The following is a 22,848-nucleotide window of genomic DNA, read 5'->3' on the forward strand; positions in this document are numbered from 1 at the left end:
AGGCCGCACCAAGCGGCCTTCGCGATCCGGTGCGCGCTCGATCAGAGCTTGAAGGTGAGCCCGATGCCCAGTGTTTGCTTGAATTGGGTGGCAGGGCCTGCGTAGGGAATGTTGTTCTCGTCCACTTTCGGAAGCTTGGTGTCGTGGTCGTAGAGCAGCAGGGTGTTCAGGGTGGCCGCGAACCAGCTGTTCACCTTGAAGGTCCAGAGCGTTTCCCAGGTCACATCCAGATTGCCGGGTTCGCGCAGGTAGTTGCTGAAGAGGTCGCCGCGCGTCATGAAGGTGATGTTCTTCGCAAGCTCGGTCTGGTACTGGGCGCGCAGGTAGCCGCCGGCCTCCAGTTCCGTGGTATTCCCGTACTTGACGCCGTAGACCCTCATCTCAGGGTCGGTGCTCCCGCCCCAGAGGGTCTCGTCGGTCACGATCACCATGCGGGCCGTAGCGGGTGAGATGAACACGGTGAACTTGTCGTTCGGCCGGTAGTCGAAGCCGATGCCGAGGAGGGCGTAGCCGGGAGCGAGCAGGTTGGAGATGCGTGTGCCATTGGCATCGAAGCCCTCGGTGAATTGCGTCTTGAACTGGAGCACCCCCGCGAGGTACCACGCCTTGTTGAGCTCATACCCGTACTTGCTGTTCAGCTCGATGCGGTCATCGGTCTTCTGCGGGTCGGTGCCATTGTGGATGTGCTGCCCGCCGAACGCGAGCACCAGGCTGTTATCCCAAGCGCGGCGGCCCTTCTTCCAGTTGGCGGTCCCGTTGAACAGGGCGATGCCGCTCACGGAGCTGAAGCCGCCGGCAGCCCAGTTCGTCAGGTTCACCTGGGTCATGTTGATGTTGAAGACCCCGGACCTCTGCCATTTGCCATCGAGCGAATCCGATGCGTGCCTTGCTGCTGCTGCTGCTGCGGCGGCATCACGCGCTTTGGGGTCGATGTCCTCCTGGGCGAATGCCGCCACAGGCATCACGGCCACCATAAGGTGTGCCAAGGCTCGCATCATATTCATTGCTGAAGGGAGTGGTATGTGCCGCAAAGATGCGGATTCAGGAACGGATGCTGAACTGACCATGATCACCGCCACCGTCAATGGCGATGCTGCGGAAGTGCGGCTTCACGGGGCGTATGAGAAGCTCCGGCTTGTGGTGGTGCGCCTCCATGAGCGGATACGGGCGAGCAGTTCTCCGCATGCCCAGGGCAGGCGTTCCGGTCTGCCCCCCCCCAGCAATGGTGGAACCATGCGGCAACCCACCCCCATGGGCCTTCCGCATCGCCCGTGTCAGGTCGCAGGCTCCGCCCCATGCACATTGACCCCAGGGTGGTTTTGATGCCGTCCGCTTCACTGGTCGGGTGCGCCACGCCCCCCGCAACCGGTGAAGTGAAGGGGCGTGGGCGACAGCAATTCCTTTTGGCGCTGGTTGCGACCCTCACAAGCCCCCAGCTACGACTTCCTTGACAGGCGTTGGAGGTTCTCCCACTGCGGCCTGCGACACGGCTGCAACCATTGCCACCATTGACAGAGAGGACCCAATAGAACCCTTGTCCTCCCGCCAGGGCGGGACACTCCTCGGTGGGCACTACTGGATTCGAACCAGTGACCCCTACCCTGTCAAGGTAGTGCTCTGAACCAGCTGAGCTAAGTGCCCGATGAGGGCGCGAATGTAGCGATGGTCAGCACAACCGGCATCGCGAGCGATGCAGCCCATGCCCCGGATAGGGGTATCGGTGCGAAAGGTTGTCCCAATACAGGAAAACAATCTCCATGACCGGTACGCCGAAAGCAGGAAAGGCCCCGTTTGATGCTAACTTGGCAGGGCAGCACGCTCATCCACCGACCATGTCGAGGAACGAAGGCGCGCGGATCTTCGGCCACCAGGCCTTGGAGGCCCTCACCCGGACCCACATCGCGGTGCCCTTGGTGCTCTTCTATGGTTCCGGCATTGCCGGCATCCTGCATTCCGCCCTTCACCTCCCGATTGGGTCATGGGCCCTTTCAGGCATGGTGCTGCTCGGGGTGCTGACCTTCACGCTGGTGGAGTACCTCATCCACCGGTTCCTCTACCACATCCCAGCGGATGGCCCGGGCCGTGCGCGCTTCCAGTTCATCATCCACGGTGTGCATCATGAGCACCCGCGCGATAAGCGGCGACTGGCCATGCCCCCCATCCTTTCGGTGCTCATCGCCGTGCTGCTCATGGGCCTCCTCCATTGGTTGCTGGGACCCCAAGGGCTGTCCTTCGGCGCCGGTTTCCTCATGGGCTATGCCACCTACCTGCTGATCCATTATTCCATCCACGCCTACAGGCCGCCGAGGAATTTCCTCCGTGCCCTCTGGAAGCATCACCACCTGCATCACTACGCGGGCGACGACCGGGCATTCGGCGTGAGTTCGCCGCTCTGGGACTGGGTGTTCGGCACGCTCCCGCGTGAGCCCCGCGACCGCAAGGGCTGAATCCACGCCAGCACCCCGTCAATCGGCCTTGTGAAGCATCCGCGCCTCGGCGGACCGATGCTCAGCCCAGCACCTCCTTCACCTTGGCGCCGATGGTGGCGGGGCTGTCCACCACGTGGATGCCGCACTCGCGCATCACGGCCTTCTTGGCCGCTGCACTCTCGTCGGCGCCGCTCACGATGGCGCCGGCGTGGCCCATGGTACGGCCCTTCGGCGCCGTCTCGCCGGCGATGAAGCCCACCACGGGCTTCTTGCAGTGCTCCTTGATCCACTTGGCCGCCCTGATCTCCAGGTCGCCGCCGATCTCGCCGATCATCACGATGGCCTTCGTCTCCGGGTCATTGGCGAAGAGCTGCACGGCCTCGAGGGTAGTGGTGCCGATGATCGGGTCGCCACCGATGCCGATTGCCGTGGTGATGCCCATGCCCGCCTTCACCACCTGGTCGGCCGCCTCGTAGGTGAGCGTGCCGCTCTTGCTCACGATCCCCACCGGGCCCTTCTTGAACACGAATCCGGGCATGATGCCCACCTTGCATTCCTCGGCCGTGATCACGCCGGGGCAGTTGGGGCCGATGAGGGTGCAATCCTTGCCGCGCAGGTACTCGCGGGCCTGTACCATGTCCTTCACGGGGATGCCCTCGGTGATGCAGACGATGACCTTGATGCCGGCCTCGGCGGCCTCCATGATGGCATCGGCGGCGAAGGCCGGCGGCACGAAGATGATGCTGACATCAGCCCCCGTATTGGCGACGGCCTCGCTCACGGTCTCGAACACCGGGCGCTCAAGGTGCGTCTGGCCGCCTTTGCCGGGCGTGACGCCGCCCACCACGTTGGTGCCGTACTCGATCATCTGGGAGGCATGGAAGGTGCCTTCACTGCCGGTGAAGCCCTGGACGATGACCTTGCTGTTCTTGTTGACGAGTACGCTCATGGGTATCGATGACTAATGAGGAATGGGCGGCGAAGGTAACCGCTGGGATTTCACGCTGTCTTGCGCCCGGCCACGGCCCGCAGGTAGCCGTGCACGTAGTACAGGCCGCCGAGCATCACCAGCCCCGATGCGACATAGGGCAGGCTGTGCCCCATCTCGTAGAGCCGGCCGCCGAGCGCAGGGCCTGCGATCCGCGCCAGCGAACCGAAGCTCTGGTTCATGCCCAGCACCTCCCCCTGCTCATGCTGCTCGGCATTGCGGCTGAGCTGCGATAGCAAGGTGGGGCTCAGGCTCCCGTTGCCGAGGGAGAGCAGCGCGATGGAGATGATGCTCAGCGGCAGGAAGAGGCTGTCCGGGATGAAGGCGATCATGCCCAGCCCCACCGCCACCATGAGCGCACCGTAGATCATCAGGTTCCGCTCCCCGAAGGTGCGCTGGAGCCAGCCCACCATGGTGCCCTGCACGATCGCCGAACCCAGGCCCACGATGGCGAACATGTACCCGATCTGCCTCTTGTCCAAGCCGTAGTCATCGTACCAGAGCATGGCGATGGTCATCTGCATCATGCTGAAGGCGGTGATGTAGATGAAGCTGATGATGAACAGGTCGCGGAAGCGGGGTTCGCGCAAGGCCTTGATGGCACTGGTCACCGGTTTGATCCGGATCTTGCGGTGGGTGACCTTCTCCTGCAGCGATTCGGGCAGGAAGGCCCACACGGCCACCAGGTTGACGAGGCACATGATCGCCGCCACGTAGCCCACCCATTCCACGCCCAGCCGGTCGAAGACCAGGCTCCCCAAGGGCGGGCCGAAGATGAAGCCCAGGCCGAATGCCGCACCGATGAGGCCGAGGGCCTTCGCGCGCTGATCGGGCGGGGTGATGTCCGTGATGTAGGCCTGCGCGGCGGTGATGTTGCCCGACCCGATGCCCGTGAGCATGCGGCTGACGATGAGGAGCGTGATGGTGGTGGCGTGCGCGAAGAGCACATAGCTGAGGGCAGAGAGCCCCACGGCGATGAGGATGACCGGCCGCCGCCCGAACCGGTCGCTCAAGGTGCCCCAGAACGGGGTGAAGATGAACATCATCAGGCTGAAGAGGGCGCCCGTATCCCCCACCAGCGACTCGCTGGCGTTGAGCTCGCGGGCGTAGATCGGCACCACCGGAACGAAGATCCCGAAGCCCACCAGGTCGATGAAGATGGTGATGAAGAGGATGACGAGCCGTCGGTCCATGCGGAAAAGGGTGCGAAAGTAGGCCGCGGGTGGCAGGCCTGCGGGCTACTCCACCGGCGTGAAGGGCCGCACGATGACGGTTCCCCGGCGCACATAGGGGCGCACGATGAGCCGTATGGTGTTCTTCCAGCTCAGGTACTTCCAGGCCCAATTGACCAGCACCATCACCCGGTTGCGGAAGCCCACCAGCTGCACCACATGCACGAACATCCACAGCAGCCAGGCAAGCGTGCCGCCGAAGCTCCTCCGGCCTAGGTCCACCACCGCACGGCGCCTGCCGATCACCGCCATGCTGCCCTTGTCCCGGTAGCAGAAGGGGATTGCCCCCTCCCCGCGCGACCGGCGGATCAGGTTCCGGACAAGGTGCCGTGCCTGCTGGATGGCGGCCTGCGCCACCTGCGGGTGACCGTGCGGCCAAGCTTCCTCGGCCATCAACGCGATGTCGCCGAGGGCATACACGCCCTCGGCGCCCTGCACGGCGTTCATCCGGTCCACCTGATAGCGATTGGCGCGCTCATGCACGGCCGTCTCGAGGCCCGGAATGAGCATTCCCTTCACCCCGGCCGCCCAGATCACCGTGTTCGTCTCCAGCGCGGTACCGTCGTCGAGCTGGATGCGCTCGTCATCACCGCCCATCACGCGCTGGCCGAGACGCACCTCCACGCCGAGTTCTTCCAGGTAGCGCAGCGCGCGGGCGCTCGATGCCGGGCTGAAGCTTTTCAGCACCCGGTCGTTGCTGTCGATGAGCACGATCCGCATGAGGCTGCTGTCGAGCTCGCGGTACTCGTGCCGGAGCACGGTCCGGCGGATCTCCGCCAGGGCCCCGGCCAGCTCCACCCCTGTGGGACCTGCGCCCACGATGACGAAGTTCAGGCAGCGGCGGCGCTCCTCCTCCTCCAGCAGCACCATGGCCCGCTCGAACTCCTGGAGGAAATCGCTACGGATATCGAGGGCCTGGCTGATACTCTTCAGCTGCATGGCATGCTCGGCCATGGCCCGGTTGCCGAAGAAATTGGTGGTGCTCCCCAACGCCAGGATGAGCAGGTCGTACCGGAAGTCGCCCACCGAGGTCTCGATGCGCTTCTCCTGGGGCACCACGCGCAGGACTTCCGCCATGCGGAAGGCCACGTTCGGCATGGGGCCCACCGTGCGGCGGAAGGGATGGCCAATGCTGTCGGCACCCAGGCTCGCCGTAGCCACCTGGTAGAGCAGCGGCTGGAAGCAGTGGTGGTTCTGCTTGTCGAGGAGGAGCACCTTATAGGGCTGGCCGGCCAGCCCCTGCACCACCTCCAGGCCGGCGAACCCGCCGCCGACCACGATCACCGTTGGATAGGGCAGCTTGTCGTACCGGTGCTTATCGATGGTCCACATGGGGGCTAAGTTCCGGACATTTGCCACCGCTGATGCTGCTCCGCGACACCATCGCCGCCCTGTCCACCGCCCCGGGCACCGGTGCCATCGCACTGGCCCGGCTGTCAGGGCCCGATGCCATCCGCGTGGCTCGCTCGCTGGTGCCCGGCCTGCCGGAGGAGCCCACGGACCGACACGCCTATCTCGCAGCGCTCAGCGATTCCGAGGGCCGGATCGACGAGGGCCTGGCAACGGTGTTCAAGGCCCCCCGCTCCTACACCGGCGAGGACGTGGTGGAGCTGGCTGTGCACGGCTCGCCCTACATCCAGCAGCGCGTGATGGAGGCGCTGCTCGCGGCTGGCGCGCGGCTGGCGCTCCCCGGCGAGTTCACGCAGCGTGCCTTCCTCAACCGCAAGCTCGACCTCAGCCAGGCCGAGGCCGTAGCCGACCTCATCGCCAGCCAGAGCGCCGCGCAGCACCGGCTGGCGCTCCAGCAGCTCCGTGGCGGATTCGGTCAGCGGATCGAAGGGCTCCGCCAGCAGCTCATCGATTTCGCCGCGCTGGTGGAGCTCGAGCTGGATTTCGGCGAGGAGGATGTGGAATTCGCGAAGCGGCCGCAGCTCGTGGAGCTCATCGATGGGGTGGCCGCGGTCTGCACCGGGCTCATCGACAGCTTCCGCTACGGCAATGCCGTAAAGCAGGGCGTTCCAGTGGCCATCGTGGGCGCCCCCAACAGCGGCAAGAGCACGCTGCTGAATGCGCTGCTGGAGGAGGACCGCGCCATCGTGAGCGACATCCCGGGCACCACGCGCGATACCGTGGAGGAGGCCATCACCATCGGCGGGGTGCTCTTCCGCTTCATCGATACCGCCGGAATCCGCCGAACCGACGATGCCATCGAGCGGATGGGCATCGAGCGCAGTTACAGGAAGGCCCGCGAGGCCGCCATCGTGGTGCTCCTGGGCGATGCAACGGTGATGAACGAACAGGCCTTCGCCTTCGAGGCCGCCATGCTGCGCGAGCGCATCGGTGAAGGGCCTGTGATCATCCCGGTGCTCAACAAGGCCGACCTGGCCCTCACCCCCCCTGGATCGACCCTCGCCATCAGCGCGAAGGCCGGGCAAGGCCTCGAAGCCCTCCGGGAGCGCTTCCTGGTGCAGGTCAATGCCCTGCAGGGCGGCACCGGCGATGCGGCGGTGACCAACGCCCGCCATGTGGATGCGCTCACCAAGGCACGCGCAGCGCTGCATGATGCCCGCAACGCCATCGAGCGCGGACTCAGCGGCGAGTTGCTGGCAGTGGACCTCCGACGGGCGCAGCACCACCTTGGCGAGATCACCGGGCGCATCACGCCGGATGATCTGCTCGGCAGCATCTTCAGCCGGTTCTGCATCGGCAAGTAGCAATGCTGCCTGCCGACCATGCTCCGCGGCACGCATCTCCACGCAACTCATCGCCGCAGGTCACGTAGGAAGGGCCTCCTAATCAAGGGGATGCTCCCCAGCCCTCCGTCATCGTGACCATAAACGCTGGTTCAATCAGGCTTGGCCGCCACTCCTCCCCGGCAGTTATCGCCACAGCCCTCGCAGGGCTGCTGACCCTCGCTTCCACCGCTCAGGACGATGGACAGGAGTACCGCATCCTGAAAGTGGGCGGCACCGAGAGCATCGCCGGCTACCTCACCAGCTGGATCGATGTTTCGCCGGATGGCAGCACCGTGGGCCTCTCCGCCACGCAAGGCTTCCCCTACCGACTCTTCCCCGCCAGCGACGAGGCCCAGGTGCGCACCATCGACGTGGGAAACTGGTACGCCGGGTCCCGCGCACGCTTCAGCAGCACAGGCAGATACATCCTGCTGCAGCAGCTTTTCTACCTGGACTATGCCCCCAACAAGGACCGGCCCATCAAGTACGAGGTGGTCGACGTGACCACAGGCAAGGCGGTCTTCTCCATGGACGAGCTGTATGCGGCCGCCTTGACACCCGACGAGACCACCGTGGTGACCCTGGGCAAGGATGGTCTTCACCTGGTGGACCTCGGTTCCGGCAAGCGCCGGTCGACAGGACTGGAACGCATGGGCAATGCCGTTGCGGTGAGCACCGATGGCCAGCGTGTTGCCGTGGCCCACAAGCCCACGAAAGCGGAACTGGAAGCGCTGACCGGGCTGCGCAACGACAAGGACGCACTGAAAAACGCGCTGAAAGTGGGCCAGTTGGTGACGGTGTACGACCTGGCCACCCTGAAGCCGCTCTACACGCTGAACGAGCTCTTCGACAAGATCTTCCGGTTGGAGTACAGCCCCGATGGGCAGGACCTGTGGATCCACGCCAAACCGCACACGCGGAAGGGCGGCAATCCCAACCCGAACCAGTGCTACGTGAGCGTGGCCGATGCCCGGACCGGTGCCATGCGCCGCACCGCGTTCCCTTCCCTGGCGCAGTACGAACCTGATTTCCGCATCAGTCCTGACGGGAAACTCTTCGCCATCGGCAGCCAGGGCAACAAGTTCATGGAGGTGCACCTCTACGAGCGCGCCACCGGCCGCATGGTGGACCGCTTCGTACTGAGCTACCGCCTGTTCGAGAAGATGGCCAGCAAGGCCGAGTTCCCCAGCGATGGCCGGGTCTCCTTCGTGTTCCTGCCCGATGGCCGGCGCATGCTCATGACGTTCGGCAACCGCCTCATCGAATGGACCTACGCCCCATGAAACACCTTCTCACCATCCTGTTCCTGGTGAGCATCGGTCTCACCGCCGCGGCCCAGAAGAAGGAGCTGCTGGAGGACAAGGAGACCATCCTGGCCCGCGCCACTCTGGCGCTGGATGCCGCCCTGCAGCCTGGACAACCCCTGCATGAGGCGGTGGTGAAGGAACAGCTCATCGGCCGCTATGTGATCCAGGTGAGCTTCCGCGAGAAGGGCGATATCAGCAGCGTGTTCGTGGTGAGCGCCGAGATGCACGACCAGCGTTCGCAGAACCGCTTCAAGGACCTGGTCCATCAGCTGGAGCTGCCTTTCAAGATGCCCAAGGGCCGTCAGTACCGCATTGAACACACGTTCGACCTCAACACCATCCACCGATAAGAAGCGACAACAACCCACCGACCATGAAACATCTGCTCATCACCGGATCACTGCTGTGTGCCACGGGGCTGCTTGCCCAGGAGGACATGCCCACGATGTGGGAGACCAAACTGGAGCACCGCATCGAACATACCGGCACCGGCACCGAGGAGCGTGGCTACAGCTACGCCGCCAGCGAGAAGGAGATCACCGTTTTCGACAACAAGACCGGCGCCACGCGGTGGACCGGCAGGTTCAAAGACCTGGCACCGCGCCTGAACAAGGTGGACGAACTGGTCCCCTTCTGGGAGAGCAACGTGCTCTTCCTCTTCGACCGCAAGATGGGCAAGGACCAGATCGCCTGCCTGGACATGAGCGATGGCCGCCTGCTATGGGCCACGGACAAGTACCAGAACGTGACCGATGAGAACGTGGTGTACATCCCCGAGCTGGATGGCTTCGCGATCTCGCTGAAGGAGCGCCTGGTGTGGATGATGGCCCGCACCGGCGAGGAGCGCTGGAGCACCGACAAGTTCAAGGGCGTGGTGGGCCAGTACGTGGTCACCGGCGACAACAAGCTGGTGATGGTGAACTTCGTGCCCGGCAACCTGGGGGCCCTCTTCAGCGGTTACAAGAACCAGATCGTCCGGATCGACCTCACCAACGGCAACATCCTGTGGGAGAACACCTACGTGGGCCGCGCCGAACGCAAAGTGATATCCAAGGAGTTCCTCTATGACCTGGACGTGGTGGGCGACAAGGTCTTCCTGCGCATGAACGGCATGCAGGTGTACGACCTGAACACCGGTGCCAACATCTACACCGCGGCCTTCGATTACACCCCGGACAAGCTCGTGGGAGCACCTGCCGGCGCCAAGAAGTTCGGCGTGTACCATGCCGTGGCCGATCCGGTGGTCGTGGGCGACGACCTCTACGTGCTGGACATGAGCAACAAGAAGAGCCAGTACGTGAAGAAGTACGACAAGAACAGCGGCAAGCTGCTGTGGACCAGCCCGGAAATCAAGGAGGCCCGCGCCATCCCGGCCATGTACGTGGTGGGCGACCGTGTGCTGCTGCAGATCGGCGGCAATGTGGAGGCCCAGGCCTACATCTACAAGCGTGAGCCTGACGGCCAGGGCGGCTGGCGCATCACCGAGGAGTGGCGCATCTGGCATCCCAACGTGAAGCCCAACGGCATCCAGGCCTTCAGCACGGCGGATGGCAGCCTGGCATGGGAGAGCGAGCGCTTCAGGAAGGGCATCACAAACGCCGTGGTGGTGGGCGATCAGTTCATCGTGTGCAGCGGCAAGGAACTCTACAGCATGGATATCGCCACCGGGGCCGAGAAATACGCCGTGCCCGTATCCAAAGGCGGCCTTGGCCTCGCCGACCAGATCATGGTGTACAAGGACATGATCGTGGTGATCGGGGACAAGGGCGTAAGCACCTTCAACGCCAAGACCGGCGCACCCGTGGCCATGGGCAAGTACAAGAAGAGCGACCTGGAGGACTTCGAGGGCGACCGCATGATCCTGAAGACTGACAAGGCCGACATCGCCTGCTTCGACCTGGACGATTGCACCTACAAGCAGTTCAATGCTCGCACGGGAGCCATCACCAGCATGAGCACGGACGGCAACTTCGTCTACGTCTACGAGAAGAAGAACGTCACCAAGGTGGGTACGCGATAGGCGGCTTGCACAAAGAGCAGCGCGGGCCGTGGCGGAAGCTGCGGCCCGCGTGGCGTTCAGGGACACGCCTCCGCAGACCCAAGCACACGGTGGATGAAGATGTACTCATCCGCCCCATCGCCCTCCATGGCCGGCCCCATGGCCAGGCTGCACTCCACCTCGATCAACCAGGGATCGCCGCCTTGCTTCACGCTTCGCAGGTAGCGCCGTTCAAGCTCGGCGGTATTCAGGCTGCCCAGCACCTCGCCCTCATCCGTCCATTCCTCGCCACCGGCGCAGGGCCAGCTGAAGGGGGATCCGCAGGGCCTGAAGCTCATGGCATCGGCCATGTAGGTGAATTCGCCACGGAGCCGCATGCGCGGAATCTCATCGCCGATCTCATCCGCCAGCTTCTCCAGGGCCATGCCCGCCGACGCACCCACCCCGTTGATCACATCCATGAAAGCAAGCCCCGTCTCCGTACGCTGGTAGTGGTCAGGCGGGTTTCCACCGTGCTGGAACCGGAGCAGGCCGGTGGCAGGTCCGCCCGGCAGATCGACCGCCTGCCATCTCCCGATCGCCCCTTCCGGCAAGGTGTCCGCCTCACCGCGCCGCTGCCGGATCACGAAGGTGCTGTCGCTCCGCACCCACAGTTGCACGGTCATCCTCCGGTCCTCGCCAAGCGGAAAGGTCCCTTCGTAGTAGCCGGGCCAATCAGCTACCATCCGGGCCGATGCAGTGGTGTCGGCGAGCGCTGCCGCATTCTCCGTGGCCGGGGCGGGATCGGATCCGCATGACACAAGCAAGGCACAAGCGGCAAGCGATCGCAGTGGATGCATGAGGGAAGGATGATGCATCGAAGTTAGGGCGCGACCTTTGGCACCATGGACCCTGTCCTCTCCGCCTTCTACTTCGGCTGCGTGGAGCACTACCACCTGCTGGCCGGCCATCCAAGGGCGATCATCGACATTGGGGAGCACTACGAGCGGCAGAGTTACCGCACCCGCACCCGCATCGTGGGGCCAAACGGGGTGCAGGACCTCAATGTGCGCATTGCCCGCGACCACGGCAAAAAGATGCCCATGCGGTCGGTGGAGCTGAGCTATGCGGAGACCTGGCCCGAGCAGCATCTGCATGCGATCCGCAGTGCCTACGGGAAGACGCCATGGTTCATCCATTACATCGATGACATCGAGGCCGTGCTGATGGCCCGGCACCGGCTCCTCATCGAGCTTGACCTGGCGACGATGCGGCTGGGCATGAAATGGCTGGGGCTGAAGACCGAGGTGGAGGTGAGCAAGGAGTACGTGGGCGCCAGCCGCTCCGCCCCACCTGAGGCGGGCGATGCAGGTCCCGATGCGGCGCTTTCCCACTTGTCCTACAGCCGCTCGCCGTTCGACTTCCGCGCCGCCCTGCACCCGAAGCGGCCCCTCCCGCCTGAACTGAAGGGAGCGCCACCCTACCCGCAGGTATTTGCCGACCGCCATGGCTTCCAGCCCCGCTTGAGCGTCATCGACCTGGTGATGAACACCGGGCCGGAGGCCGCCCGAACCATCCGCAGGCCTTGAGCGGCGGGCGGTCCAGGGCTGATCCGGCCTCGCCGCTCATCCCCGGCGCTTCCGCCGTACCTTCGCCGCACGAGCGCTGTTCAGCAACACTTGATCGGACACCTGATCCGCGCATAGCGGCCCATGCGACCAAGGACCACCTGAGCGGGAGAAACGTTCGGTGCGATACATGGCCACATTCGAGAAGCGCGAGAAAGAGAAGAAACGGCAGCAGAAGAAGGAGGAGAAGGAACGCCGCAAACAGGAACGCAAGGCCAATTCCCCCGGCGGCGGCCTGGAGAACATGATGGCCTATGTGGATGAATTCGGTCGCATCACGGATACACCGCCCGACCCCGCCAAGCGCAAGGAGATCGACATCTCCGAGATCGAGATCGGCGTTCCGCGCCGCGCGCAGGAGGATGAGCAGCCCGCCATCCGCAGCGGCCGGGTCGATTTCTTCGACTCCAGCAAGGGCTTCGGATTCATCCGTGAGGACGGCACGCAGGAGCGCTTCTTCGTGCATGTGAGCCGGGTGGAGGACGCCATCGCAGATGGGGACAAGGTGCGCTTCGAAGTGGAGCGCGGCCCCAAGGGCATGAATGCGGTGAATGTGAAGAAGGCGTGATTGGCAGCAGCCGCTGACCACAAGATCCTGCTGCAGTAGCGATCAATCCCTGATCACGCGCTGCGGCCAAGCACAGCCTGCCGCCTCCGCCCGCGGTGAACAGAGGCCCTGCGGCTAGGCGCTCAGGTCCATGGTGCCACCCGATGATGCGTCTCTGCTTCACCTGCACGCCGGCGGCGCGGAGCAACCGTATTGCAGGCGAGCACTTCGAGGTCGGTGCCCTGACCTGGCCATGCAGGCAGCCATGATGCGCCATGCAGGAAGCGGGCGACTGCAGTTGGCACCCATCCCAATCGCGAATCCGATATCGCCCAAGGCTGCATTCGAACCCGGAAGGGCACGAACAGGCTGGGAGGCTGGGCGCTGCGGCTGCCAGCGTGCGGGGATACCTTCGCACCATGGTCCGCTCCTGCCTCGCCGCTGCATTCACGATCTCCGCGATCCAATCATGCGCGCAGCCGCGCGCCAACATCGCCGGCCCGGACCAGTTCATCTGCGGCACAGCCACCTCCATGAACGCACAGCCCTTGGCTGCGCTTGAAACCGGCCAATGGTCCGTGCTGCAGGGCAGCGCGCAGTTCAGCGACATCGGCTCACCTGCCACCCCGGTCACGGGGCTGTCCTTGGGCGAGAACATCCTCCGCTGGACCGTGCTCTCGCCAACGGGCACGGAAACGGACCTGGTTTCCATCTGGTGCTACAGCAGCGCCATGCCCTCGGCGGACGCCGGACCCGACCAGACCGTTCCGCCTTGGCCCGGCGCTGTCCAACTGAATGGCTCCACCCCGGTTGCGCCGGCCACCTGCCTTTGGACGCTAGTATCCGGCAGCGGCATCTTCAGCGACCCCTCTGACCCGCAGGCGACGTTCTCCGCGCCTGCCATAGGAACCAACGTGCTGCAATGGAGCTGCGACAACGGCCCCTGCGGCCAGAGTTCAGATGCCGTGGTGATCGAAGGCGTCGTGGGCATCGATGATGCGAACGCCCCGATGGCGGCCATCCGGTACGATGCCCAGCAGCATGCACTCGTGATCACGGGTGCCCGCGAAGCGATGGACCTGGTGATCCATGATGCGCAAGGCCGTGAGGTGCGTTCCGTGCGCACGCCCGCCGGAGCGGGCCTCTGGAAACTGGATGACCTGCCGGACGGCGTGTACGTGGCGTCCGCTTCAACGAACGTGCGGCGCATCACGCTGCGGTTCGCGGCCACCCATTGAACATGCACGAACCCTAGAGCCCATGAAACTCCGCCACGCCCTCTCCTTCCTCAGCCTGATGGCCACCACCGCCTGCCTCGCGCAGAATGACAATGTCATCGATGTGGCGGTGCCGCAGAGGGAGGAGGCGCACGACCCCAATGAACCGTTCACCTTGGTAGAGGTTATGCCCGAATACCCTGGCGGGCAGGACGCCATGTTCGCGTACATCGGCAATACGCTGAAGTACCCGAAGGAGGCCATGGAGAAAGGCATCCAAGGAACCGTCATCGTGAACTTCGTGGTGGAGCGCGATGGCAGCGTCAACGAGGTGAAGACGCTCCGCGGCATCGGTGGCGGATGCGATGAGGAGGCCGTGCGCGTGGTGCGGGGCATGCCCAACTGGAAGCCCGGAAAGCAGCGCGGCGAGGCGGTGCGGGTGAAGTACAACCTGCCGATCCGGTACAAGCTGACCGGGTCACAGCAGAAGTAGCGCCCCATCCGAGGGCGGCGGGGTTCCGCAGACGGCCAAGAGGGCCGGGAAATCGATTGACGCCGCTGTTTCCGGACCGCCACGTAGCGTGTCCTCCGGTTGGACGCTCCTTCAGCACAAGGGCATGGACCGCATGCTCTGTTACGCGGGGTTCACCCGTTGCTCGCCGTAGCCGGGACACGCAGATGGTTCCATACCCACGAAAGTGGATATCCGACCAGGCATTGGAGTTCGCAGTTTTCGGCGCTCAACAATCCGGACACGATCGCCATGCGCATTCCTCTGCTGCTCACCGCCCTCCTGACCGCCACCCTTGCTGTGCGCGCCCAACAGATCGGAGCCGGAGCCTATTGGTCCATGGCCACCTGTGGCAATGCGGTGCTGCACTCCTGGGGCAGCAACATCTATGGCCAACTGGGCGACAGCACCAGCACCGGGCATTACACTGCGGCGCCGGTGCATGGCTTGCTCGAAGTGGTGGACATGCAGGGCGGTTTCGGACATACCGTGGCGCTCGCGGCCAATTCCACCGTGTGGTGCTGGGGCCGCAACGACGCGGGCGGCCTTGGCGACGGCACCACCAACAGCAGCAGCATCCCAGTCCAGGTACCCGGCTTGGATGGCGTCATAGCGATCGCGGCAGGCGACATGTTCTCCGCCGCCCTCAAGGCCGATGGAACCCTGTGGACCTGGGGCGAGAACAACTACGGACAGCTGGGCACCGGCATTCCCGGCAACTCCTCGGTTCCCGCCCAAGCGAACCTCACGGGCGTTACCGCCATGGCTGCCGGCAATGGCCACCTGCTCGTGCTACTTGCCAACGGCACCGTGTGGGGCTGGGGCCTGAACGATAACCACCAGCTCGGTGCCGGTCTGGGCGCACCCATCGTTGCCGACACCGCCCTGCAGGCCGTTGGGCTCGACCAGGTGGTGGCCATTTCGGCCGGGCGGTACAGCTTCAATGCGGCCTTGCGTGCCGATGGCACCATATGGACCTGGGGCTACAACCAGTGGGGCCAGCTGGGCAACGGAGGCAATATCACCGGCGACACTCCCGCACAAGTGCCGGGCCTCACAAACATCGTATCCATCGCCCGGCAAGGGGGCCAGGGGCATATGTGCGCTGTGCGCGACGACGGCACTGTATGGTCATGGGGCTACAACCTGGCCGGCCAACTGGGCAACGGCGCCAACTCCGACAGCAACGTCCCTGTGCAGGTCGGCGACATCTCGGATGTGGTGGCGGTGACCTGCGGCATGAGCCATGCGCTGGCCTTGAAGGCAGACGGCACCACCTGGGCCTGGGGTAGCAGCGATTGGGGCCAGCTGGGCTATGGTGGCTTGGTCGCCAGCTATGTGCCTGTGGCGGTCAGCGGCATCTGCGCGGGAACGACGGAGATCAGGGAGCCGGAGGCCCCCGGCGCGCTATCCGTCTTCCCCAACCCTGCAAGCGGCATCATCCGGCTGCGGACCGAGCAACGACCCGGCAGCACCGGGGCGATCCACGATGCCTTGGGGGCCAAGGTGATGGACCTGACGGCTGCGCAGCTAAGCGGATCCGATGCCATCGATGTATCGGGGTTGCAGGCAGGCACCTACCTCCTGCGCGCCATTGACCCGAGCGGCTCGGCTGCTGCGCGGGTCGTGGTGCAATAAGGTCGGGCTCCCCCCTATGCAGGAACCCCGCGCGCGGAGGCCCGTGCCGCTTACGGCCTACTTTCGCTGCATTCAGCACTTGGACAAACCCATGTGCAGCGATGTGACGCATGGCTGAGAAGATCGATATCGAAGTGTCCCGCAATGAGGACCACAACAAGCTCCTCGTCTCCGCACTCCACGCGCGCCTGAAGAAGGTCCACCTCGGCGGCGGCGAGAAACGCATCGAGAAGCTGAAGGCCGACGGCAAGATGACCGCCCGCGAGCGCATCGACGCGCTGCTGGACAAGGGCGCGCCCCGCATCGAGATCGGCGCCTTTGCGGCCGATGGCATGTACACCGAACACGGTGGCGCCCCCAGCGCGGGCGTGGTGGTGGTGATCGGCTACGTGAGCAAGCGCCAGTGCATCGTGGTGGCCAACGACGCCACCGTGAAGGCCGGCGCCTGGTTCCCCATGACGGGCAAGAAGAACCTGCGCGCGCAGGAGATCGCCATCGAGAACCGCCTGCCCATCATCTACCTGGTGGACAGCGCCGGCGTGTACCTACCCATGCAGGACGAGATCTTCCCCGACAAGGAGCACTTCGGCCGGATCTTCCGCAACAACGCGGTGATGAGCTCCATGGGCATCACGCAGATCGCCGCCGTGATGGGCAGCTGCGTGGCCGGCGGCGCCTACCTGCCCATCATGAGCGACGAGGCCCTGATCGTGGAGAAGACCGGCAGCATCTTCCTCGCGGGCAGCTACCTGGTGAAAGCCGCCATCGGCGAGGACATCGACAACGAGACCCTCGGCGGGGCCACCACCCACAGCGAGATCAGCGGCGTGACCGACTACAAGTGCAAGGACGATGCGGACTGCCTGAAGAAGATCCGCGCCATCATGGACAAGCTCGGCAAGCCGAAGGACGCGGGGTTCAGTCGCGAAAAGCCCGCCGCGCCCAAGGCCGATCCCAAGGAGATCTACGGGATCATCCCCGCCGACCGCGCCAAGCCCTACGACATGCGCGAGGTGATCGCGCGCCTGGTGGACGACAGCGAGTACACCGAGTACAAGGAAGGCTTCGGCCAGAGCATCATCACCGCCTACGCCCGCATCGACGGCTGGGCCGTAGGCATCGTGGCCAACCAGCGCAAGGTGGTGAAGAGCAAAAAGGGCGAGATGCAGTTCGGCGGCGTGATCTACAGCGACAGTGCGGACAAGGCCACGCGCTTCATCGCCAACTGCAACCAAAAGAACATCCCGCTGGTCTTCCTGCAGGACGTCACCGGCTTCATGGTGGGCAGCCGCAGCGAGCACGGCGGCATCATCAAGGACGGCGCGAAGCTGGTGAACGCCGTGAGCAACAGCTTGGTGCCCAAGTTCACCGTGATCGTGGGCAACAGCTACGGCGCCGGCAACTACGCCATGTGCGGCAAGGCCTACGACCCGCGCCTCATCGTGGGCTGGCCCAGCGCCCAGGTGGCCGTGATGGGCGGCGACCAGGCCGCCAAGGTGCTGCTGCAGATCGAGGTGGCCGCCCTCAAAGGCCGCGGCGAAGAGATCACCAAGGAGCGCGAGGCCGAGATCCTCGGCAAGATCCGCGCGAAGTACGAGGAGAGCATGAGCCCTTATTACGCGGCAGCACGGCTGTGGCTGGATGCGATCATTGATCCGTTGGAGACAAGGACGTGGATATCGATGGGGATAGAGGCGGCGAGCCAGAGTCCGGCGACGCGGGAGTTCAATATGGGGGTGTTGCAGACCTAGAAGGAATGGAACTGACCCGCGCTGAAGAGCTCGACCTTTCGCGCCAATTCGGCTTCTATGTGATAGAGCGCGAAGATCGCTTCGAGGCGGTCAGCTATTTCCACATCGGCAGGCAGGACAATTGGGGCATGTACCTCATTCTTGCCCTTGCACTCTTCCCAGTCCATCAGATGATCTATAACGAGGACCTGGTCGTGCGCATCTTCTGCGGGATCCTCGGCATCGGCCTTGGTGGCTTTGCTCTGCTTGGTTTGCTCAAGCAGGCGACCGACCAACTGGTGGTCACCAAGGACCGGATCACCTTCCGCAACAGCCTTGTGCGAAGGTCCTTGCCGGTCGAAAAGGACATGAAGATCCAGATGCGAACTGACCGGCTGGTATCGCGCCGAGGGCAGCCCCACCTCTACGTGAACCTGTGGCTTGTAACTCCCACAAGGGAACATCGCATCTTTGACTTCAGCAGTCACGAGAAGGATCGCATCCTCCTGGAAAGGCTTGGAAAGCAGATGCGCGCCACGATCAACCGCCACATCCAATGACCATCGGCAAGATCCGCAGCAAGCTTCATAGTCCCGCCTTAGCGGGATACGAGGAGAGTATGAGTCCCTACTACGCGGCGGCGCGGCTGTGGCTGGATGCGATCATCGATCCGTTGGAGACGAGGACGTGGATCAGCATGGGAATCCAGGCGGCGAGCCAGAGCCCGGCGACGCGGGAGTTCAACATGGGAGTACTTCAGACCTGATCGCCATGGACAATCCCAACATTCCCACGGAAAAGGAGCGAGCCTATTTCGCTATGCTGGAATACCTCCACGCCTATTGGGAGCGCGGTCAATCGGCCGAAGTTGGAGGTATGCTAGGTGACATGCATTTCGTTCCTGGAGGCACCACGATGGATGCAGCTTGTTGGGAAGACTGGAACCATGCTTGGAAAAAGTCGGAAGGCAAGGCGAAAGCAGACTATCTTCTCAAGTTGCGCAAATGACCTTGATCAGCATGGGGTAGAGGCGGCGAGCCATAGCCCGGCGATGCGGGAGTTCAATATGATGGTGTTGCGGACATGATGACGTGGCTTAGACGGATCATCGTCGCATTGCCTCTGGCTGTAATCGCCATGCTCTTTCTTGCCGTGATCGCCGGTGCGTTGTTCTTCTTGGTCATGTTTGATTGAGGTTTGGGCGTGCCCCGGCTCAGATCGCCGGGTCCGGCTCTCCGCTACAAGTCCTCGCTCGTTCCTCGCTCCGGGCTTTCCGCTGCGATCCGTCACGCGGAATGCGGCGTTGTCCATTGATCCGGTACGGGGCACGTTGGTCCGTACACGGTTCATACGCCAATGTTGCAAATGCCGGGTCGACCGTGGTCGCCCCCTATCGGTCCGTGGCACGGAACCGGTCGCGTTCCCCATTCATCGGGTTTTCCCACGTTGGGGCCGATCATGATCGGCCCGGGTCGTTACCGGTTATTGAACCTATCCCCCTTCCAATTCTTCGGGTTGTCCTGGATGTATCGGGCGATGCGTCCGTACTCGCCGTCGTCGCGGATCACACGGTCCCAATAATTGCGTTGCCAGATGGGTGTACCGTGTGGCACCAACCCGTCGCGGTACGCCATGCGCGTAACGGCGGATTTGTATGCACGCACGATGCGGCCCAACGAACCCACGGGGACAACGGGCATGGTGCGGGCGATGGAATTCGTGGGCGGCGTGGGCGGCGCGGGCGGGCGTTCGGGCCGATCATGATCGCCCCCCACGGGAACGACCAACCGTTCCCGTATCACCACGATCCCATGCACATGGTTGGGCATCACCACGAATTCCCCGACATCCACATGCGGCATGTGGTCCGGTATCCCATTCCAACACCGTTGCGCCCATTCCCCGATGGGTGATGGATGCATCACACCATCAACGATGCGACCGAACAGGTGCAACCGGTCCTGCGTGCAGATGGTCAGGTAATACGCGCCGACGTTGGCGTAATCGTATCCCCGCCATCGGATGGTACGGCGTTGCGGCAATTCGGCCATTTCATCCCGAAGATCGGCATCAATCCCATTTCGATCGAACCCCTATCCCCCTGCCGTGTACCGCCCCCTGTCATGCGCCCCCTCCTACCCATCATCCTGCTTCTCGTGGCCCTACCCGCCCATTCCCAATGGCATTCCAGCGACCCGGCCCACCTGTTCGAGCGGTTCGAGGGTCGGATGCAGCAGAGCCCGGCCGACAGCGCCGACTTCGCCCGGTTCGGAGAGGCACTGGCGCGCACCACACCGGACATCGGCCCGCTGCCCGACCCCAAGGAATACCGCTTGGTTTGGGAGGTTATCTGCGAGGGCGGCACGTGGCTGCAGCGCGGCAACGGAACCGACCTGACGACCTTCCTGAAGGACCCGCCGGAGAAGCGTTTCACGGTGCCGGTGTGCTGCCCGCGCTATTACGGCGGCCGCTACGCCGTGGTGCACTGGGAGCCGCCCACGGGGCTGGTGCGTTACCGGTACTGGTTCTTCGAGCGTGTTCAACCTTGAACAACTGTACCAAGCCATGACCGGTCGCGTTCTTACCCTGCTCCTTCCCGCGGTCCTTCACTTGGTCGCCATGGCCCAATGTCCGCTCCTGCCAACTACCCAGGTGGCCTCCTCCCCGAAGTACCTGTTCCAGAACGCAGCGGACAGCCTGGCCTACCTGCAGTTCACCGCAGGGCTTCGCGAACGACCATCCGAACTGCCCATGGATACGTCCACCGCAGGGTTGCGCATGGTGTGGATGGCGTCGGAGTTCGGTGATACTTGGTACGTGAAGCGGGGCGATGGCCGTTCACCGCAGGACTTGGAGTTGCGGCCGTTCAGTTTCCACCTGGCCATGCTCTCCGACGAAGGCAAGCGTGTGCTACAGGTGATCGAAGAGTACCCTTGTGCCTTGACCTGCCACACCGTATGGTACTTCGTGGTGGAGTGACGGGATCGGGCGATGCCCAGAAGATCGGACCACCGTGTGCGCGAGCCTTCATGGCAAGGTCATGAACGACAAAGCCCCGGCTCATCGCCGGGGCTTCGCTGTTGCTGCGTGAGGGGGAACCTCAGGCCTTGGTCACGTTGACCGCGTTGAGGCCCTTGGGGCTGTTCTCTACCTCAAAGTTGACCTTGTCACCTTCGTAGAGGGGCTGACGGGTGCCGGTCTTGTGGACGAACACGTCCTTACCACCCTCGTCGGGGGTGATGAAACCAAAACCTTTCTCCGTGTTGAAGAACTTCACTGTACCGCTTGACATTGACTGACTGGTAATGTGCCTGCCTTCCGGCCGACGTGTTGATCCCCGGCAAAACCACCGGGGCATTGATGGAACAAAGGTCGACCATTCCGCCCCGCTCCCGACGATCGTGGCGAAATATAGATGCCCGGCTCCCGCAGAGGGTTCCTGCAACCGTTGCGATGACCAACTTCGCAGGACCATGCCCAGGCCCACGAAAAGTCCCTCAGCCAAGGCGAAAGCCCCAGCCAAGAGATCCGGCAAGGCCCAGGTGAAGCTCCTCTCCGGCGGCAATCCGCAGATTCCCAAAGGCGATGGCGATGCGCCCGTGCAGGCTTACATCGCTGCCATGCCCGGCTGGAAGCGCGCTATCGGTGAGCGCCTGGACGCCCTGCTCGAGGAGCATGTCCCGAAGCTGCAGAAGGCCGTAAAATGGAACTCGCCCTTCTATGGTGTGGAAGGCCAGGGCTGGTTCATCGCCACGCATTGCTTCACCCACTTCGTGCGCATCACGTTCTTCTTCGGGCAATCGCTCCAGCCCATGCCACCAGGCCCCAGCAAGGACCCGAACGCGCGTTACCTGGACATCCGCGTGAGCGGCATCGAGGATGAGCAGCAGCTGATCAGCTGGATCAAGCAGGCCGCCGCGCTGCCGGGGTGGATGAGCCACTGAACCGGTCACACATCGCCATGAGCGCATCGAACCCCAAGGTCGACTGGTTCTTCGCCAAGGCGGGTCCCTGGCAGGCATGCTTCGCCCAGCTGCGCAAACTGTCCTTGGACACCCGCCTCACCGAAGAGCTGAAGTGGGGCCACCCATGCTATACGCTGAAAGGGAAGAACGTCTTCCTGATGCACGGCTTCAACGATTATTGCGCGCTGCTCTTCCACAAGGGCGCGCTGCTGAAGGACGACCACAAGCTCTTGGTGCAGCAGACCGCCAACACGCAGAGCGCGCGGCAGATCCGCTTCAACAGCGTGAAGCAGATCAACGAGCTGACCTCGGTAATCCGGAGTTATATGCAGCAGGCGATTGCCGTGGAGCAGAGCGGGCAGGAAGTGGCGCTGAAGAAGACCGCCGAATTCGCGATGCCCGAGGAGTTCACCGCCAAGCTGAAGGCCATGCCGGCGCTGAGGAAGGCGTTCGATGCGCTCACGCCGGGCAGGCAGCGCGGCTACCTGCTGCACTTCGCCGGGGCCAAGCAAAGCAAGACCCGGGAGGCGCGCATCGAGAAGCATCTGGAGCGCATCCTCCAGGGCAAAGGGCTGGACGACTGAGCCACCTCAGGCCTTGCGCACGTAGATGCTCTTCAGCCCCATGGCGCCGAAGCCCTCGATGCGGCAGTCGATGTCGTGATCGGCCTCCACCAGCCGGATGTTCTTCACCTTGGTGCCAGCCTTCACCGGCTTGGGCATGCCCTTCACTGGCAGGTCCTTGATCACCACCACGTCATCCCCGTCGTTCAGCACGTTGCCGTTGGCGTCTTTGATCACCGGGCCCGCCCCGGCGGCGGCCACCTCCTCCGGGTTCCATTCATGGCCGCACTCGCCGCACATCCACGATGTCCCGGTCGGGTATGTGATGGTCGAGCGGCACTCCGGGCAGGGCTTGGTATCGGGCATAGCGGGGCGAAAGT

At 63.8% G+C, this 22,848-nt stretch carries 27 protein-coding genes and 1 tRNA gene; 18 read left to right on the top strand and 10 right to left on the bottom strand.

Annotation, left to right across the window (positions count from 1 at the left end):
• Positions 1–41 precede the first annotated feature (41 nt).
• Together QY325_04705 and QY325_04710 are read right to left on the bottom strand one after the other, a co-directional pair.
• On the bottom strand, positions 42–986 hold the full coding sequence (locus QY325_04705) for a DUF3078 domain-containing protein (protein WKZ67227.1): 945 nt from the start codon (positions 984–986) through the stop codon (positions 42–44).
• A 580-nt stretch (positions 987–1,566) separates the two neighbouring features.
• A tRNA-Val gene (locus tag QY325_04710) sits at positions 1,567–1,641 on the bottom strand.
• Positions 1,642–1,832: 191 nt separating this feature from the next.
• On the opposite strand from QY325_04710, the gene QY325_04715 reads away from it, so the two are divergent.
• Positions 1,833–2,447 (top strand): sterol desaturase family protein, encoded by a 615-nt coding sequence (locus QY325_04715; GenBank protein ID WKZ67228.1) that lies wholly within the window; start codon positions 1,833–1,835, stop codon positions 2,445–2,447.
• A 61-nt stretch (positions 2,448–2,508) separates the two neighbouring features.
• Here the strand turns inward: QY325_04715 and sucD are convergent, their stop codons facing one another.
• The 3 genes from sucD to QY325_04730 are packed head-to-tail and all read right to left on the bottom strand — an operon-like array spanning position 2,509 to position 5,981.
• Positions 2,509–3,378 (bottom strand): succinate--CoA ligase subunit alpha, encoded by an 870-nt coding sequence (gene sucD, locus QY325_04720; protein WKZ67229.1) that lies wholly within the window; start codon positions 3,376–3,378, stop codon positions 2,509–2,511.
• 50 nt (positions 3,379–3,428) lie between these two features.
• Positions 3,429–4,610, bottom strand: coding sequence for an MFS transporter (locus QY325_04725; GenBank protein WKZ67230.1), 1,182 nt, complete (start codon positions 4,608–4,610; stop codon positions 3,429–3,431).
• 45 nt (positions 4,611–4,655) lie between these two features.
• Complete coding sequence (locus tag QY325_04730; GenBank protein ID WKZ67231.1) at positions 4,656–5,981, bottom strand: NAD(P)/FAD-dependent oxidoreductase; 1,326 nt, start codon at positions 5,979–5,981, stop codon at positions 4,656–4,658.
• 32 nt (positions 5,982–6,013) lie between these two features.
• Here QY325_04730 and mnmE point away from each other — a divergent pair, with 32 nt between their 5' ends.
• The 4 genes from mnmE to QY325_04750 all read left to right on the top strand — a co-directional run bounded on the left by mnmE (position 6,014) and on the right by QY325_04750 (position 10,711).
• Positions 6,014–7,363 carry a tRNA uridine-5-carboxymethylaminomethyl(34) synthesis GTPase MnmE gene (mnmE, locus tag QY325_04735; protein ID WKZ67232.1) on the top strand — a complete coding sequence of 450 codons (1,350 nt, stop codon included), beginning with the start codon at positions 6,014–6,016 and terminating at the stop codon, positions 7,361–7,363.
• 113 nt (positions 7,364–7,476) lie between these two features.
• Positions 7,477–8,667, top strand: coding sequence for a WD40 repeat domain-containing protein (locus QY325_04740; GenBank protein ID WKZ67233.1), 1,191 nt, complete (start codon positions 7,477–7,479; stop codon positions 8,665–8,667).
• Complete coding sequence (locus QY325_04745; GenBank protein ID WKZ67234.1) at positions 8,664–9,041, top strand: hypothetical protein; 378 nt, start codon at positions 8,664–8,666, stop codon at positions 9,039–9,041. The genes QY325_04740 and QY325_04745 overlap by 4 nt, the downstream gene beginning before the upstream one ends.
• Before the next feature lie 23 nt (positions 9,042–9,064).
• The gene (locus QY325_04750) at positions 9,065–10,711 is read left to right on the top strand and encodes a PQQ-binding-like beta-propeller repeat protein (GenBank protein WKZ67235.1); all 1,647 of its coding nucleotides are present in this window, start codon (positions 9,065–9,067) and stop codon (positions 10,709–10,711) included.
• Positions 10,712–10,767: 56 nt separating this feature from the next.
• Here QY325_04750 and QY325_04755 read toward each other — a convergent pair whose 3' ends face one another.
• On the bottom strand, positions 10,768–11,529 hold the full coding sequence (locus QY325_04755; protein WKZ67236.1) for a hypothetical protein: 762 nt from the start codon (positions 11,527–11,529) through the stop codon (positions 10,768–10,770).
• A 45-nt stretch (positions 11,530–11,574) separates the two neighbouring features.
• Here QY325_04755 and QY325_04760 point away from each other — a divergent pair, with 45 nt between their 5' ends.
• From QY325_04760 to QY325_04800, 9 genes are all read left to right on the top strand, one after another.
• Positions 11,575–12,258, top strand: a complete 684-nt coding sequence (locus QY325_04760; protein WKZ67237.1) for a WbqC family protein — start codon at positions 11,575–11,577, stop codon at positions 12,256–12,258.
• A gap of 169 nt (positions 12,259–12,427) precedes the next feature.
• A complete protein-coding gene (locus QY325_04765) occupies positions 12,428–12,865 on the top strand; it encodes a cold shock domain-containing protein (GenBank protein ID WKZ67238.1) in 438 nt (145 codons plus the stop codon).
• Positions 12,866–13,263: 398 nt separating this feature from the next.
• On the top strand, positions 13,264–14,082 hold the full coding sequence (locus tag QY325_04770) for a hypothetical protein (GenBank protein WKZ67239.1): 819 nt from the start codon (positions 13,264–13,266) through the stop codon (positions 14,080–14,082).
• Positions 14,083–14,104: 22 nt separating this feature from the next.
• Entirely contained in the window at positions 14,105–14,554 is a 450-nt protein-coding gene (locus QY325_04775; GenBank protein WKZ67240.1) for an energy transducer TonB, read from the top strand.
• Between the two features lie 270 nt (positions 14,555–14,824).
• Complete coding sequence (locus QY325_04780) at positions 14,825–16,210, top strand: T9SS type A sorting domain-containing protein (protein WKZ67241.1); 1,386 nt, start codon at positions 14,825–14,827, stop codon at positions 16,208–16,210.
• A 122-nt stretch (positions 16,211–16,332) separates the two neighbouring features.
• Entirely contained in the window at positions 16,333–17,961 is a 1,629-nt protein-coding gene (locus QY325_04785) for an acyl-CoA carboxylase subunit beta (protein WKZ67954.1), read from the top strand.
• A 5-nt stretch (positions 17,962–17,966) separates the two neighbouring features.
• The gene (locus QY325_04790) at positions 17,967–18,500 is read left to right on the top strand and encodes a hypothetical protein (protein WKZ67242.1); all 534 of its coding nucleotides are present in this window, start codon (positions 17,967–17,969) and stop codon (positions 18,498–18,500) included.
• Positions 18,497–18,706: a hypothetical protein gene (locus QY325_04795; GenBank protein WKZ67243.1), complete on the top strand. Its 210-nt coding sequence runs from the start codon at positions 18,497–18,499 to the stop codon at positions 18,704–18,706. Before QY325_04790 ends, QY325_04795 begins: the two co-directional genes overlap by 4 nt.
• 5 nt (positions 18,707–18,711) lie before the next feature.
• Positions 18,712–18,948, top strand: a complete 237-nt coding sequence (locus QY325_04800) for a hypothetical protein (GenBank protein ID WKZ67244.1) — start codon at positions 18,712–18,714, stop codon at positions 18,946–18,948.
• Between the two features lie 53 nt (positions 18,949–19,001).
• Here QY325_04800 and QY325_04805 read toward each other — a convergent pair whose 3' ends face one another.
• Both QY325_04805 and QY325_04810 read right to left on the bottom strand, forming a co-directional pair.
• Positions 19,002–19,124 (bottom strand): hypothetical protein, encoded by a 123-nt coding sequence (locus QY325_04805; protein ID WKZ67245.1) that lies wholly within the window; start codon positions 19,122–19,124, stop codon positions 19,002–19,004.
• 291 nt (positions 19,125–19,415) lie between these two features.
• Entirely contained in the window at positions 19,416–19,991 is a 576-nt protein-coding gene (locus QY325_04810; GenBank protein ID WKZ67246.1) for a hypothetical protein, read from the bottom strand.
• 72 nt (positions 19,992–20,063) lie between these two features.
• Here QY325_04810 and QY325_04815 point away from each other — a divergent pair, with 72 nt between their 5' ends.
• On the top strand, positions 20,064–20,489 hold the full coding sequence (locus tag QY325_04815; GenBank protein WKZ67247.1) for a hypothetical protein: 426 nt from the start codon (positions 20,064–20,066) through the stop codon (positions 20,487–20,489).
• A 16-nt stretch (positions 20,490–20,505) separates the two neighbouring features.
• The gene (locus tag QY325_04820) at positions 20,506–20,919 is read left to right on the top strand and encodes a hypothetical protein (GenBank protein ID WKZ67248.1); all 414 of its coding nucleotides are present in this window, start codon (positions 20,506–20,508) and stop codon (positions 20,917–20,919) included.
• A 121-nt stretch (positions 20,920–21,040) separates the two neighbouring features.
• Here the strand turns inward: QY325_04820 and QY325_04825 are convergent, their stop codons facing one another.
• Positions 21,041–21,232, bottom strand: coding sequence for a cold-shock protein (locus QY325_04825; GenBank protein ID WKZ67249.1), 192 nt, complete (start codon positions 21,230–21,232; stop codon positions 21,041–21,043).
• Positions 21,233–21,413: 181 nt separating this feature from the next.
• Between QY325_04825 and QY325_04830 the strand changes: the two genes are divergently transcribed.
• Together QY325_04830 and QY325_04835 are read left to right on the top strand one after the other, a co-directional pair.
• Entirely contained in the window at positions 21,414–21,884 is a 471-nt protein-coding gene (locus QY325_04830) for a DUF1801 domain-containing protein (GenBank protein WKZ67250.1), read from the top strand.
• A 17-nt stretch (positions 21,885–21,901) separates the two neighbouring features.
• Positions 21,902–22,489: a YdeI/OmpD-associated family protein gene (locus tag QY325_04835; protein WKZ67251.1), complete on the top strand. Its 588-nt coding sequence runs from the start codon at positions 21,902–21,904 to the stop codon at positions 22,487–22,489.
• A 6-nt stretch (positions 22,490–22,495) separates the two neighbouring features.
• On the opposite strand, the gene QY325_04840 is transcribed toward QY325_04835, so the two are convergent.
• Positions 22,496–22,834 carry a zinc ribbon domain-containing protein YjdM gene (locus tag QY325_04840; GenBank protein WKZ67252.1) on the bottom strand — a complete coding sequence of 113 codons (339 nt, stop codon included), beginning with the start codon at positions 22,832–22,834 and terminating at the stop codon, positions 22,496–22,498.
• Positions 22,835–22,848: the final 14 nt, after the last annotated feature.

It is taken from the genome of Flavobacteriales bacterium, from assembly GCA_030584065.1.
Taxonomy (GTDB): Bacteria; Bacteroidota; Bacteroidia; order Flavobacteriales_F; family PHOS-HE28; genus PHOS-HE28.